At 54.0% G+C, this 15,149-nt stretch carries 9 protein-coding genes; 5 read left to right on the forward strand and 4 right to left on the reverse strand.

Translation table 11 applies throughout. The features are described 5' to 3' along the window. Positions 1 to 344: 344 nt before the first annotated feature. Positions 345 to 1,295, reverse strand: coding sequence for a hypothetical protein (locus V5A26_RS09880; RefSeq protein ID WP_332322388.1), 951 nt, complete (start codon positions 1,293 to 1,295; stop codon positions 345 to 347). A 272-nt stretch (positions 1,296 to 1,567) separates the two neighbouring features. Between V5A26_RS09880 and V5A26_RS09885 the strand changes: the two genes are divergently transcribed. After that, positions 1,568 to 2,038, forward strand: a complete 471-nt coding sequence (locus tag V5A26_RS09885; RefSeq protein WP_332322389.1) for a hypothetical protein — start codon at positions 1,568 to 1,570, stop codon at positions 2,036 to 2,038. Positions 2,039 to 2,326: 288 nt separating this feature from the next. On the opposite strand, the gene V5A26_RS09890 is transcribed toward V5A26_RS09885, so the two are convergent. After that, positions 2,327 to 3,457, reverse strand: a complete 1,131-nt coding sequence (locus V5A26_RS09890; protein WP_332322390.1) for a 4Fe-4S dicluster domain-containing protein — start codon at positions 3,455 to 3,457, stop codon at positions 2,327 to 2,329. Positions 3,458 to 3,597: 140 nt separating this feature from the next. Here V5A26_RS09890 and V5A26_RS09895 point away from each other — a divergent pair, with 140 nt between their 5' ends. Beyond that, complete coding sequence (locus tag V5A26_RS09895; RefSeq protein ID WP_332322391.1) at positions 3,598 to 4,635, forward strand: PAS domain-containing sensor histidine kinase; 1,038 nt, start codon at positions 3,598 to 3,600, stop codon at positions 4,633 to 4,635. Here the strand turns inward: V5A26_RS09895 and V5A26_RS09900 are convergent, their stop codons facing one another. Then, positions 4,636 to 4,989 carry a hypothetical protein gene (locus V5A26_RS09900; RefSeq protein ID WP_332322392.1) on the reverse strand — a complete coding sequence of 118 codons (354 nt, stop codon included), beginning with the start codon at positions 4,987 to 4,989 and terminating at the stop codon, positions 4,636 to 4,638. A 240-nt stretch (positions 4,990 to 5,229) separates the two neighbouring features. On the opposite strand from V5A26_RS09900, the gene V5A26_RS09905 reads away from it, so the two are divergent. The 3 genes from V5A26_RS09905 (at position 5,230) to V5A26_RS09915 (ending at position 12,714) form a co-directional block, all read left to right on the forward strand. Next, complete coding sequence (locus tag V5A26_RS09905) at positions 5,230 to 6,291, forward strand: DUF3179 domain-containing (seleno)protein (RefSeq protein ID WP_332322393.1); 1,062 nt, start codon at positions 5,230 to 5,232, stop codon at positions 6,289 to 6,291. Between the two features lie 471 nt (positions 6,292 to 6,762). Beyond that, on the forward strand, positions 6,763 to 8,235 hold the full coding sequence (locus V5A26_RS09910) for an ATPase domain-containing protein (RefSeq protein WP_332322394.1): 1,473 nt from the start codon (positions 6,763 to 6,765) through the stop codon (positions 8,233 to 8,235). A gap of 9 nt (positions 8,236 to 8,244) precedes the next feature. Then, positions 8,245 to 12,714: a PAS domain S-box protein gene (locus tag V5A26_RS09915; protein ID WP_332322395.1), complete on the forward strand. Its 4,470-nt coding sequence runs from the start codon at positions 8,245 to 8,247 to the stop codon at positions 12,712 to 12,714. 410 nt (positions 12,715 to 13,124) lie between these two features. Here V5A26_RS09915 and V5A26_RS09920 read toward each other — a convergent pair whose 3' ends face one another. Next, positions 13,125 to 14,786, reverse strand: coding sequence for a histidine kinase N-terminal 7TM domain-containing protein (locus V5A26_RS09920; protein ID WP_332322396.1), 1,662 nt, complete (start codon positions 14,784 to 14,786; stop codon positions 13,125 to 13,127). Positions 14,787 to 15,149 lie beyond the last annotated feature (363 nt).

A 15,149-nucleotide genomic window follows, 5' to 3' on the forward strand; every position in this document is an offset into this window, starting at 1 on the left:
GGGGAAAGACCCGCATGTCCCCGGTGCCGTCGGTCTCGCCGAGAGTATCGCTTGAAAAGTATAGAAATATCCGATGTAGTTCAAAGGCCCCTTCCGCTCATTACTATCATATATACTGTAGCCCGGTGATTTTGGATGCTGAATACGCGCCCTGTATTCAGCACGCTCTCTAAGATTCATTCAATAATTGCCAAAAGCTGACTGCTGAATATAGAGGATACATCCATCAATCGCAATTTGAAGATAATTTATGCAGATTATTCCTCCAATTGGAGATCTATTATCTCACCGCCTTTCAACGCCAATAGACCACAAAAGGTCTGTGAGATGGTTCGAGCGTTTCACTACTCAACGACGGTGAAGGTGTACTCTTCAGTCACCCTCTTGTCAGTGTACCCATCAGTTATCTCGAATCGAAGCTCGTATTCTCCGGGTAGCCACTCCTGCGATGGCGCGATGTAGTCAGTTATGAAGTACTCATCGAGGTCCTTTGAGGGTTCGAACATGTTGGACAGCGGGATGTTCGCTTCAGACCAAATGTCGCCTTCCGGCCCGGTGAGCGTCTCGGTTATCTGCAAGTCCGGCGTTTTCGCGTTTTCGGTTTCTTCGTACGCGAAGCCGTCTATCTCGTAGTAGTACCACACCTTTTCAGTGGTTCCGTACTCCGCCTGGGCATTCTCGTCATAGTCCCGATAGCCACGCGCCTCGCTTTCCGTAAAGACGAACCTCCCGATACCGAACTCGCCGGACGCGTGCGCAAGTCCGGAATCAACCTCGAACTCGAGGGTCTCTGTCGCTGTATTGTCAGCGATGGTATCAGTGACCTCGACTTCCAGGGTATGGGTTCCTCCTTCAAATTCCGTCGGCGGGGAGTAATTCGCAAAGAGGAACACCTTCTGAAGGTCCGTACCTTCGGACACGGTCCGGCCTGCGGTGTCCTCGACCGACCCCAGATTTTCTCCATTCGGACCCGTGACGCTGACCGTGAAATCATACTCGAACCGTATTTCCCCCTCCCCGGTGGACTCGGTACCGGTCGTCGATGGTTCGAAGTACACCCAGATGACTTCGCCCGGGTCGTAGGTGCTATTCGGCTGTTCGGTATACTCTCGATATCCAGTCGGTTTTTCGGAGCAAAGAACCGCATTATTGATATCGAGTGTCGTGGGTTGCTCGGAGGTGGTCGTCTCGGAGCTGCCGGACGACCCATCATCACTACTGCCACTACAGCCCGCCAAAGCGGCCAGTGTGCCAGCTCCGGTGATCAAAACTGAGCGTCGTGTTTTCCGGTCCATACTTATACTAATAAGAGTGATAAATTAAATCTGATGCCATATTACCAAATGGACAGAAAATTCGCTGCTGCACATGCGCGTTCTATTCAGCACGATCACTGGTAACTGCCAGTTTTCTATTTAAAATGGCGTGCAAGACTTAGAGGATGGAGTCAGCATTGTGCTGGATCATCTGACCGGTCTATACTGGTGCTGTCACTGGAAAACATGTAACTAATAAGGTGATTTGGGTCATCGGTACTTTCTTTTTTCTTCCGAACAGCATACACCTAATGGATTACTGGACACGTCGAAGGGCACTCCAGGCGACGGGGGTTGGCCTAATCAGTGTACTCGCTGGATGTTCGGCTCTCTCCAACTCGGAAGAGACATTCCTCGTTTCAGTCAACAATTACACAGAATCGCGTTTTGAAGGAACCGTTCTCATCGAGAATGACGGCACGGAAGTTGTCCGCCAGTATGTGGAGATCTCTGCCGCGAAATCGGATGGATGGGCTACAGTAGAGACGGAGGTCACACCCGGTTCGATGTCCGGAAATACACCTCTCGATGTGACAGCGTCGTTTGGTGATATGAAAGCAACCGGCCAGCACACACTCGATTGCTCTGAAGAGTATAAGGGTAACGTGATCTACGTACAAATCGAGCCGGAAGTAGACGGTCCGAATCTCCAATTACTCCTCGCTTGTTATGACGAATTTCCATCAAGTGAAGCGAGACAAGGTGGACTCAATCAGTCATAGTAGGGTGGTGTATTTGCGCATTGTATCTTGCACGTGAGTATTGACAAAATCCGGACAAACAGATCGTAGGTTTCCCTCCATGACACGCTCTCATTGCGAGTATTTTCACAATTGGCTTTACCTCGATGTCTCAAGATGAGTTCTTTCCCCAAAAACCCAGAATGATGTGCCCCTCAATCCGCCGCCCTCTGTAGATTCAATAGAGCCGTAATTATACAAATTGGTAGTCCCGGTCCTTTTGAATTTTGAGCCCACATCGTTTGACTCGGATCGGTCACGAGACCTCCACTACAAATCGACTGAGTACGAATAGAGCCCCTTGTCGACCCATACGAAAAGCGGGGCCAGCCAGGGTGCGTGTTTGATAATCTGCCTCGTCGTGTTGTGGAGCCACGTGTTTTCATGTGAAAACGGACAGGTGTTCATACACATCCCGCAGTCCGTGCCGACCTGGCGCCAGAACGAATAACAGCGAGTCGGATCAGTCGGCCACTTCTCGGTGCCGCGAACGGATTCTTTCCCCGCTGGCTCCAGTGCCCGGGCCGGACAGGTGCTGGCACACCGATTGCAACTTCGACAAAAACGTTCGATGCCAAGGGAAATCGGCTCGTCGTTTTGGAGGGGCCGTGTGGTTGTGACCGCGCCGATCCTGACCCGGCTGCCGTATTTGTCGGCGACGAGAATGTTGTTCCGACCGAGTTCACCGAGACCTGCCTCAACCGCAAGCGGTGGCAGGACGACCTCGTAGTGAGCGTCATATTGCGGTTCGGCTTCGAACCCTCGATTCCGAAGGACCGCTCCGATCGTTTTGGCGATGACGGCCGCCCGGTAATACTGTCTGGCAGATTCCCGAAGGACCGGTGGTTTCGGGGCCTCGTTCATCGCCTTTCGATCCATCTCAACGAGGAATACGACCGCCCATTCGTGATCCAGCGAAACTGGCTCGCCGTAGTTCGCGTCGAAGCGGCCCTTGTGCGAATACACGTATTCCTCCGGAAGTTGCGTGAACCCCACGTCGACGGCACCGTGGTCCTGCGCCAGCGCTTCGAGTACCGCTTCAGGGGTGTCCGCCCGATCTAGCTCGTCGGTCCACGCGGCGACCGTCTCCGGATCGGGGTCGATGTCCTCGATCGCCTCGAAATATTCCTCGGTCTCGCGGGCGATTTCCCGGTCGTGGTACAAGGCGTCGGGCGACCCTAAGTGGGGTTTTTGCCTGATTCGATCGTCGACTGCTCTATTTTCCGGTCGTCGTTCGTAGTACCCGTCGTATTCCTGTGTCCCCGGCTCACGGGCCGCCCGGGCGAACATCGTGTCCCGCTCGTCGACGGTGTCGGCTGGCCGATCTCGAATGGGCCGATTCACCAGCCAGTCTTGCATCGTCGAGCGGAGTTCGTTCATTCGGCTCCGAAACGTTCCCATCGGTTTGGTCCTCCTTTTCCATGGTGCGGCCGACGGATAAATCCCTCCGCATTCTCGAATGACGGCGATTCCCGTGGCTCACACTTATTTACCGTACGGGAAGAAGGAACTAACATATCCTTCAATGAGGTCCGATACCCGTGACTGACCAACCCCTCCCGGAGTTCAACGCCTTTCAAACAGTTATCGACGAAATCCCGGACCCGATCTGGGTCGTGGACGACGACCTCCGATTCGTGTACGTCAACTCCTTCCTCCTCGAACGAAGCGACCGTTCGCGGGCGGAGTGGATCGGCAGCCCACTCGAGGACCTCTGGGAAAGCGAATTGAACCGGATCGAAAACGGGGATGCCCTCCTCGAGACACTTGAGGAGATACTCACTGGTGAGCTGAGCCAGGGCCGAACCGAAGTCGTTCTCGAGACTGACTCGGGATCTATTACCCGGAGCGTTAAATCCGTCCCGTGGACGGTTGGCGAACGGATAACGGGGGTCTTGAACATCGCCCGAGACATTACTGACCGGCGAACCCGGGAACGGCAACTCAAGATTCTGGACCGGATTTTGCGGCACAACGTTCGAAACGAGATGAGCGTCGTCACGGGAAACGCCCAGATAATCGAGCAGGTCGGCAACGACGAAGCCAAGGAGTACGCAGCGAATATCAGGTCGACGGCACGACGGTTGCTGGACACGGTGGGGAAGGAACGGGACATCGTCGATGTCATTCGCAAGGACCTCAAACGGTCCCGGATCGACCTCGTCGAGGTGGTGGAACGTCGGGTGGAATCGGTCCGATCGACGGCAGCGGAAGTAACCGTCGAGACGGATCTTCCCGATAGTGCGGAGGTCGAGGCGCTGTCCCAAATCGAACGAGCCATCGAGGAATTGCTCGGTAACGCGGTTGAACATTCGGACAGGGAGGTCCCGTCACTTTGGATCGACATCGAGCAGGAGGCGGACTCTTACAGACTGACAATTAGCGACGATGGACCCACGATTCCCGATGAGGAGGTGGGCGTCTTGACCGCAGCCGAAGTGCAACCGTTGTATCACGGGAGCGGGCTCGGCCTGTGGCTCGTCAACTGGGTCGTCGAGGAATCCGGCGGGAGGCTGTCCTTCGAAACAAACGAGCCTCGCGGGAATACCGTCATTTTGGATCTTCCGAAGGCGGATTGATCAGATAGTGATAACTTCATACCCGTCTTTGCTCAGGCTCCGAATGCTGGGATGGCCGTCGTATTCTGCGATGATTTCGACGTCAGACTCGACTACCTGATCGTGTACACCGAAGGTTTCCGCACAGTAATCACAGACTTTGGTATCGGACTTTACGGTTCGGTAGAGCGTGTGAAAATCGTGGGATTGATCTTCTAGGAGTGGAACCCACTTGGTTCCTGCACCATCGAAAATCAACGAGAACGGATCGCCGTTTTCCTTGAATTCCTTTGCCGTCTCAAGTGCGTTCATCACCCGTCCCATGGATTCTGGCCCCTCGACCCCAGTGTACACGATTATCGCGAGTTTGACCATGGTTTTGTTTCGAAAGCGAGCATCTTTTGATTTCCCATGTTCTCGTTGATATTCCGCTCGATCTGCTCGCAGGGAGGATGTATTTTGAGCCCCGTTTTCGAGAAGGGTGTGTGTTGGCTGTGAAGTCAGGCAGCGGATGTCGGCCTCTTGCTTGTCATCCCTTTTGAGAACGAATTTTGGGATCGCACCTCGCCATCCACCCAAACTCCCTTATTTCACGCACGGATACAATTGACGTGCATGGCAGTCACTGGGGCGGTTCTTGGTCTCCTCGCCGTCCTCCTCTCTCTGGTTGCTATCGTGAGCTATCAGTGGGTGTCACTTGCCCCTCGACTCGGAATACGGACCCTCTATCATCTTCGCAAAATACGTATCGCAGTCGCTGTCACCGCTCTCATGCTTGCCGTGATGGCTAAACGCCGGGCAGACGGCGACAGCGGATGGGTCTACCTCGGGACGGTGCTGGCGCTCACGCCACTCTCGGGTGCTTTGCACGCCTCCAAGACGCTCGTCCCACTTGATCATCCGGAACACGTCGACGCAACCGAGGCGACAATCGACGACGACTCGATGGTGATAGGAGTCGAAGTCGATGGCCAGGCTCACGCATGGCTAGTTCGGACACTCATTCCACACCATATCGTTCACGACACCGTGAGTGGGCGACCGGTTATTGCAGCGTGGTGTGCGGTCTGCAACAGCGGTCTGGTCTTCAACGGAATCGTCGAGGGGCGCAGCCTCCACTTCGATCCGGAGGCTGTCTGGCGTCGGAACATGGTCATGCGGGACCGTGAGACGGGGACCCTCTGGCAACACTTCACTGGCGAAGCACTCGTCGGCCCACTTGAAGACTCACAGTTGGATGTCCTTGGGGGACGGCTGATGACTTGGGAAGCGTGGACGGAGGATCATCCCGGGACGACTCTGACCCGTGACACTACAGCCGATGAGTGGGAAGGACTGTTTTCCAAAGACTTCACGCGTGAGTTTCTCTTGGACGGAGCGGGGCGAGATTTTGCCTCACGGGGACTTGGTGGAGTGACGGCTACTGACGATCGTCTCGGAATGCTGACCGAGGTCATTGGCATCGAGGTAGAGGGGCACGCGAAAGCGTATCCTATCGACCGCCTGCAGGAGCGGGGGAGGGTCGATGATGAGGTGGGCGGAGTACCGGTCACCGTCACGTTCGACTCAGAGGGAAACCGAGCTGATGTATCCGTCGCTGGCCAGTCAAAAACGTTCAAACGCACCCGCTGGCTTGATTGGTTCGAGTTCCACCCCAACACCGCAGTCTACCAGTGAATTTTGCGGGCATTTCGTGGCTCGCAGTATTGACGCTCATATATGTGGATACCCCCGTTTCCGCATCAACTCCCGTGCAAAATGCGCGGTGTATTCCGCACGTCCCTTGAGATCTACCCGAACACTGTCAGAACCCGACTGTTGCATACAGAGCCTGTATGCAGCGCGGCGGTTACCTCCGATTCAATTCCCACTATTCGAAGTTTGAAATACGAATGGTAGACACAAGAGGCTAATAATGCTGCACACCCCGAGCCGAACCGTTTGCGGATACTTCTTTGAAATTCGAATGTTCTCCCAGTTACTCTACCAACGCAACCAAAATAATGATAATATAACGATAGATCGGTATATGAAAGAAATTTACCAACTTTACTGGCTACCTTACGTTTTTTCTCCACCATCCCCGCTTCGATACTCGTCACAGGAACACACATATCCGTATAAATCCTTTTTATTTATAGAACTACCATGTCAACGAATGACGTACCTATTTCGCAGATAAGCACAGGTGTGGATGGCCTTGACGAGCTCTTGCGAGGTGGTTTCATCAAGAGTCGGATGTACCTCGTCACGGGGGAATCTGGTACCGCAAAAACCACGCTCTGCATGCATTACCTTCACGAGGGACTTGCCAAAGACGAAACAGTCCTCTATATCCACGGAGAGGAATCTGCTGAGGAACTCACAGTCAATGCCGCCCAGTTCGGTATCGATATCTCAGGTCTCGAATTTCTAGATATGGGTCCCGATATGGACTTTTTCACCGACGATCCGGCCTACGACCTCGTCGAATCGAGTGACATCGACCAAGAGCGATATACAGATGTGATTCACGAGGCAATTGAGGAAATCGATCCGACCCGGATCGTCATCGATCCGATGACGCAGCTTCGCTACCTCGAAACGTCTGACTATCATTTCCGCAAACGCCTCCTGTCGTTCTTTCGGTTCCTCAAGCAACGGGGCGTCACAGTCCTCGCCACGGCCACGATGGGGCAGAAAACCGCTGCACAAGATATCCTCTCACTCAGCGATGGTGTCATCGAACTCTCCCGTGGCGAAGAGAGTCGGCGGATCAAGGTGCGGAAAAACCGAGGCATGGGGCAGATTGAAGGCGACCACGGTGTGGAAATCCGCTCCAATGGGCTCGAAGTCTATCCGCGAATCCGTCCGGAACCGTCCGATCGGGACTTCGATCCGACCCCAGTCGGATCCGGTATCTCCGAACTCGATGCGATGGTCAACGGCGGGTTCGAACGAGGGACGGTGACATTCATTACCGGCCCAACTGGCGTCGGGAAAACGACACTCGCAACACAGTATCTCGCTCAGGCGTCACGGCAGTTGGGCAAATCCGTTATCTATCTCTTTGAGGAACGGATCGAAACCTTTGAACACCGGTGTCGGTCCCTCGGCATCCCAATCGACGAGTTGCAAGAGGAGGGAGTACTCTCGATCCAGGTGATCGAACCCAAGGCCCTCTCGGCCGAAGAGTTCGCGGGCAAGGTACAAACTGAAGTCGAGGAGGAAGGCGCAGAGACGGTCATGATCGACGGTGTGGACGGCTATACGTCGGTCATCCAGGGCGACGAAGAAGAACTTGACCGCGATCTCAACAGTCTGACGCGGTATTTAGTCAACAGGGAAGTGACCGTTTTCATCACTGACGCAACCCACGAGGTAACAGGACTCTCATCCGCCACCAGCCACAAAATCAGCCAAATTGCGGACAATCTCATATTCATCAGTTACATTGAGCTCCAGGGTTCGCTTCGAAAGGTCATCGGCGTGCTGAAAAAGCGGACTGGCGGATTCAAATCCAGTTTTCGTGAATTCGAAATCACGGCAAACGGCGTTGAGATCGGTGACCCGATGACTGGATACAGCGGAATCCTTCACGGGTTACCGGAAAGAGGGCCAAGGCCCACGACGGAGTCCTGACGAAGAACGATGACTCCAGAACGCCATTCAACTCCTCCTCTCAACCCGGACGAATCAGCTGCAACGGTCCAACTACTTGTCTCCGATCCCGGTAACAAGTCGGCGATCAGTGACATGCTGGATGAGGAATTCGTCGTGGAGACGAGCGAGACCGTTACGGACGCGGACCTGTATCTCATCGAGGATCACCTTTTCCCCGAGTATCGAGCAGCATTACGAAAACGAATGGAGCAGGAAGACCCAGTGTTCTGTCCGATCGTCCTGATTCGACGGGAGCGAACGAATCTTCGGCAACCGGGTGGGGGTCCGTCTCCCGGCGATCGAGCAGCCCCATACGACGAGGTGGTAGACGCACCCATCGATCCGCAACTGTTGATTCGGCGACTGAACTCATTACTCGTCCGCCGTCACCAGTCCCAGGAGTTGATGGAGCAGGTCTCGACGTTGGAAAACCGAGAGCAGCGGCTCAGGCGCTTCGAACATGGAATCGAAGCGACCGGAAACGGGATCGTCATGACTGACACCGGGGGCACCATCGAGTACGTGAACCCGGCATTCGAAGCGATTTCCGGGTATTCTACTGATGCGCTTCTCGGGGAGTCGCCACAGCTACTGCTCCCAGGAGGGAGCGGTGAGTTCTTCGACACTGAGTTCAGGGACACATTGGCGGAGCACGGGGACTGGGAAGGGGACGTCATCATCGATCGCAAGGATTCCCACCGACGAGTGGTGAATGCAAAAGCTACCGCCCTTCAGCAAACGGAACGAGGGACGGGAGGGTTCGTCCTCGTATTGAGTGATATTACCGAGCGCATAGGGCGAGAACGACAGCTGGAAGACAGAGAGGAGCAACTTGACCTGCTTCGGCAGATCATGACGCGGTATCTCCGACACAACCTCAGAAACGATCTCAGCGTCATCTTGGGGAATGCAGAGTTGTTGAAAGAAGACGAGACGCTTTCAGCAGAACATATCGCCTTTGCCGAGACGATAATCGACACGGCCAACGACCTCATGGAGAAAAGCGATACCGCTCGAACGTACAGTCAGCTCCTCGATCATAAGACCGAGTTGTCGTCCTTCGATCTTTCAAGGATTGTGACAGCTGCGGTGGAAACGCTTCGTGAATCCTATTCTGACGTGACCTTCGATATTGATGTGCCCGACACGTGTGAAATACGGGCGCGAGAAGGCACCCAGCGGGCCATCGAAGAACTGATCGATAATGCTGCGAGGTACAACGATGCGATGGATCCCTTGGTGCGTGTACAGGTACGCGACCGCGATGGTGCACGTGTGGTGATCGAAGATAACGGCCCGGGCATTAGCGATCAGGAGTTGGACTCGCTACAGCGTGGAACCGAAACACAACTCTCACACAGCCAAGGGATCGGCTTATGGCTTAGTAAGTGGCTCATCGAAAGTATTGAAGGCCACCTTTCGATCGAGACGACCGACCCTGGCACTCGCGTTACCGTGGAGTTGCCAGCACCCGAATCCGTTGGTTCGGAAAGCGTTGAAGTCACCACGCTCAAAGAGCGGGAACGGCGATTACAGACCATCACCGACCGGATGACGGACGCGACGTTGACCGTTGACGCCGATTGGGAAATTACCCGACTCGACGAACGAGCCGAGGAAATCCTTGACGTAACGTGGGATACTGTCGTTGGCAAGAGCTTCTGGGACGTGTTTCCGAATCTTCGAGAGTCACCATTCGAAACCGCTGTCCAAGACGCGATGCAATCGCGGTCCACGACGAGTGTCGAAGAATATTTTCCACAGTTAGATGCCTGGTTGATGGTGGATGTATACCCCGAATTCGACGGCGGTCTCTCGTATTACTTCCGTGACGTGACCGAACGCGTCCAACGAAAAACGACACTTGAAGAAACCAATGAACGCTTAGAAACGATGATCGGTTTGTCGCCTGAGCCAATTATTGGGATAGATGCCTCTGGTGCTGTCTTTCTGTGGAATGAGGCTGCAGAAGACGTGTTCGGACACGCGGCAGCAGATGTGATAGGAGAAGGGATTCAATCTCTTGATTTGTTCGAAACGGGTGAGAAATATGAGCGATTCGAAGAACGCTTCGGGCGGGTCTTAGCCGGTGAAACGATACGCGGGTTGGAAATGACACGACAACGAAAAGACGGGAGTAGCGTGGATTTGAGCGTTTCCGCGACTCCGCTCAACCAGGCTCCAGGTGACGGAACCGGGATGTTAGCAATCGCTCAGGACATTACCCAATTAAAAGAACGCGAACGAAACCTGCTGGAACGGGTGAAGGAACTCTCTGCGATTCACGATGCGACGACCCTGTTCCAGACGGCCGATGCCCCATTGAAGGAGTTACTCTCAAAGTTCGTCGAGTCGATCCCACAATCGTTCCAGTATACGGACGTCGCTGAAGCCAGGCTTAGATACGATGGAACCGAGGTGTCGACTGCCGACTTCGAATCATGGGAACACGTACTCACAGAGTATGCCGACCTCGATGATGGGGCACAGATCGAACTTGCCGTCGGGTATAGGTCGGATCCGAAAATCGACATTGAGGATCCGTTTCTTGCCGAAGAGGAGGAGTTACTGGCCACGCTTCTCACGGTCGTCAAGAACCGCGTGCAACGCAGGACGCATCTGAAGAGTCTCGAACGGACCGAGGAGCTGTTAACGAATGCGGAGCGGTTGGGTGATGTCGGCGCATGGGAAATCGATATCGAAACCCGCGAGGTATTCTGGACCGAGGGCACCAGACGCATTCACGAGGTCTCCGAAGCGTTCAAGCCGACTTTCGAGGCCGCAATAGATTTCTTCCATCCCGAAGACCGGGACCGGGTAACCGATGTCATCAAGGCCTGTGCGGAGTCAGGCGATTCGTTTGCCCTCGAAGCGAGAATTCAGACCGCGGACGACAACGAACGATGGGTGCAAATCGAGGGCGAACGGGCCAAGACGGAAGGAGACTCCTCCAGAGTTGACGGATACATTCGGGACATTACCGAGCGCAAAGAGCGTAATCGCAGATACGAGGCGATTTTCAACCAAACGTATCAATTCACGGGATTGATAGAACCGAACGGCACGATCATCGAGGCGAACGACAGGGTGCTGGAATTTGGCGACATTACCCGAGCGGACGTGCTGGGCAAGAAACTATGGAATGCTTACTGGTTTGAAATATCTGAGGAAACACAATTGCAGACAAAAGCCGACGTACAACGAGCCGCAGCGGGTGAATTCGTGCGCCGAGAACTGGAGATACAAGGGTCAGAGGGAACGACCGTCATCGACTTCTCGATCAGGCCGATCACCGACGAAGACGGCACAGTAACCCTTCTGGTTCCAGAGGGCCGGGATATTTCACAGCGGAAACAACGCGACCGGGAACTCTCAGACCTGAAACGACGATATCAAACGATGATTGAGGCGGCCCCCGACGCGATATTCGTGGCAGATGCTGAAACCGGAGAAATCATCGAAGTGAACGAGGCTGCCGAGCGGTTGCTCGGTGAATCGAGTGACGACATAATCGGCTGGCATCAATCCGATCTCCACCCGTCAGAGAAGTTTGAGCAGTATCGCCAGTCATTCGAAGAATACGTCGAGGTGAACGGGACTACCCGGACCCTCCCCGATGGATCTCAAATGTTCATCGAAAAAAGTGACGGGGAGCAGGTCCCCGTCGAAATCAGCGTCGATACGGTTTCGGTTCCCGGAGAGACTGTTATGTTTGGGATCTTCCGAGACATCTCAGAACGGGTAGAACGCGAAGCGGAAATTCAAAACGAACATGCAAAATTCAAGGCTGTTTTCGAGAACTCCTTCGACGCGATGGTTCTGGCTGACGATGAGGGACGGTATATTGAGGCGAACGAGAGCGCAATCGAGATGTTCGGGGTCTCCGAGGAGGAACTACTGGGGCGATCGATCGCCGAATTTGCACCAGCGGACTTCGACTTCGCCGAGGCATGGACACAGTTCCAACAGTCGGACGCCGAACGCGGGACCTTTCCCCTCGTTCGAGGCGATGGTGAAAAGCGGATCGTGGAGTTTGCTGCAACACCGAATATCGTCCCCGGCCAGCATCTCTCAATATTGAGAGACAAAACCGAGGCAAAGCGCCAGGAACACAAGCTTGAACAGATCATCAATCGGGTGACCGACGCCATCGTGGAGGTAGATGCAGACTGGCGGTTTACACTCGTCAACGAGCAGGCCGAAGACCTCTATGACATGAGCGAGGACGACTTGTTGGGACAGTCCTTATGGAACGTGTTCGAGAACGCGGAGGGGACCCGCTTCGAAGAAGAATATCGTGATGTGATGCAATCGCGAGACCCGACATCGTTCGTGGAGTACTACTCCCAACTTGACGGCTGGTTCGATATCAAGGCGTATCCGAAGGACGACGGCGGCATCGCCTTTTACTTCGTCGATGTAACGGAACAATTCGAGCGCCAGCGCGACCTCGAATAGACCAACGAATTCCTCTCGACACACTTCGAAGCAATTCCGGCGGGGGTGATTGTTCTCGACAACCAGAGACGGATCACGCGGGCTAAAGTTTATGCCGAAGAAGAGCTCGGCCCCTCAAATCCGAGATTACCGAACGAGCGGACCTGTATCCCACGTGGGTAATCTTTGGGGAAGACGGCGAACCAATCTCTGCCGATGAACTCCCGTCTTCCCAGGTTATGAATTCGCTGGTGAACACATGGCCTGTCTACGAGCGGAAATAGAACTCGCTCAGCGACGGAAGCGGGCAACAAGTCCCGTTGCCAATGCCAACATCGACCTCACCAATGCCCGGAGTGAACGCTGGTGAATCACCGTAGACTCACCTTTGAGCCAGAGGACCGTTCCGCTCAGTTGTTCCCCATTGCCGGTCATGACTGCGTGTTGGAAATTTCCATCTCCGGCAGTACTAGTCTCACAGTCGTGCCTTCGCCAGCTGTAACAAACTCCACGTTGCCCTTGAGTAACTCCGTCCCCCAGTAGATCAGCCACAGGCCGATGCTACTCGCGTGCTCTAAGTTCGTCTCCTCACCGGTGATGATGGGATCGATTTCCATCTGCGGAATCCCAGGTCCATCGTCAGTAATCACGAGTTCAAGGTTTTCAGTCCTGTGCTTGGCGTCGATGGTGACCTCCGGGGCGTCACCAGAATGCACAACTGCGTTCGTGATGACTTCTTCCAAGACGAGTGAAAGTATTCTGGAATCGGTTGTGAACTCGCCGGCAGAGATGTCGGTTCGAATCGTGGTGTCGGGGTACTGGTCCACGAGTGGGGAAACGATTTCGTCAACCATTGCGTTGAGATCAACCCGTTCGACTGTACTGCTGCTGTTGAATATTTTGTTTAACTCGATCGCTTTCTCGCTGATCGTTAGGAGGTTGTTTGTCTTCTCTTCAATTGTTTTTCCAATCTTCGTCAAGTTGTCTGGGTCGTCTTCCTGTAGTAGGGTACTGTGACCACGGACAACATTCATATCGTTACGGACGTTGTGTCGGAGAATCCGGTTCAGGACCTGGAGGCGTTCTTGGCGTCTGACGAGTGTTGTGACGTCCTGAATCGTCACGGTCTGACCGATGGTTTCTCCTTGCCAGTTTTTTACTGGCGATATCGTCGCCCGGTACGTTTTTTCCTGGTGTTGGAAACGAGCTGGGAGATCAGCGAGTGTCCCGACCTCCATCTTATCAAGCATGGTGTCGAAAGCCTCGCCGCCAATTTCGTCCATCTCAAGGTACGTGTCTGCAGCGGCGTTCGAACGCACAACCCTGCCTTCCCTATCGATAACGACAATTCCGTCGTCGAGGTTTTTGAAAACAGCCCGCTCGCCAATTGTTGCGATCGCTGGGACGACTTGCAAGAACTCTTGGCCGAAGACTGCGTACCCCCAAAACAACGCCTGGCCCGTGAGGAGAACTTCTGTGGTCGGATATCCGGGGGTGGGAATGCCGATAATGGCGAGGATACTAGCTATAATCGTTACCAGAGATCCGAGAACAAGGGCTATCCCCTGCCCGGCAAACAAGCTGTTACTTTCAATGATGGTCTTGACAACTATTACGAGCCCAATGAAAAAGAGCAAATAAAGATAGGCGCCCAGAATCCCGCCGATCGGCCCGATCTCCGCTTGAACGATGGTCCCAGCATTGATCGTAGTCTGCTCGACCTCTCTAACCAGTGGCGACCATGTCGGCGCAACGAAGTACAGACCTGCTCCGACGGCTATTGGTAACGCAATGATAGTGAATCGTCGGAGCCGGAGAAGATATTCACGGCCGGTATATCTCAGTATAAACGCAAACCAGAAGACGGCCACAACCAAACTCACTCCCGTACTGAGTCCCCAAACCCGTACTTGAACCGGACTTGGAGGCAGCTGTAGCCCAATAATTGTAACGACAGCCCAGATAGCAGACAGTACCTGTAGCACACCAAACAGTTTCGCCCCGCGCCGTGTTCGAAACCGCCATGCTGCAGCAGCCAGGCCTATGATAAGTACGACCGATATGACCAGAATAATTACGGTCGGCACAACCATTAGCGAACTGCTTCTGGCTTATTTATGGCGTCTATTGTGTCTCTTCGTTCCGGACCAATATCAAACAAATCGCATAAAACCACTGTACTGACATACGGAGGCCACATGTTCATCAAGCCCCCTGGACCTGTTCAAACTTCATTCCCTTATTGTTACGAGACTGAGAGTTAAAGGGTTCACGCCCCGATTTTGTATTTGCTAAATTTACACCCGGAATTTTCGGGGCCCCGAGACGGTTGCGCTACCATCCCAGAAGTTTCTTCAAGAACGAAATGAACCCACCGTCATCCGATTCAGTCGCTTTTGTTGTCTGTTGGTCGGGAGAACCGTCCTCTGTCTCGGAACCCGGGGTGGGCGCCGCGC

This window comes from Halodesulfurarchaeum sp. (assembly GCF_036626455.1).
Classification (GTDB): Archaea; Halobacteriota; Halobacteria; order Halobacteriales; family Halobacteriaceae; genus Halodesulfurarchaeum.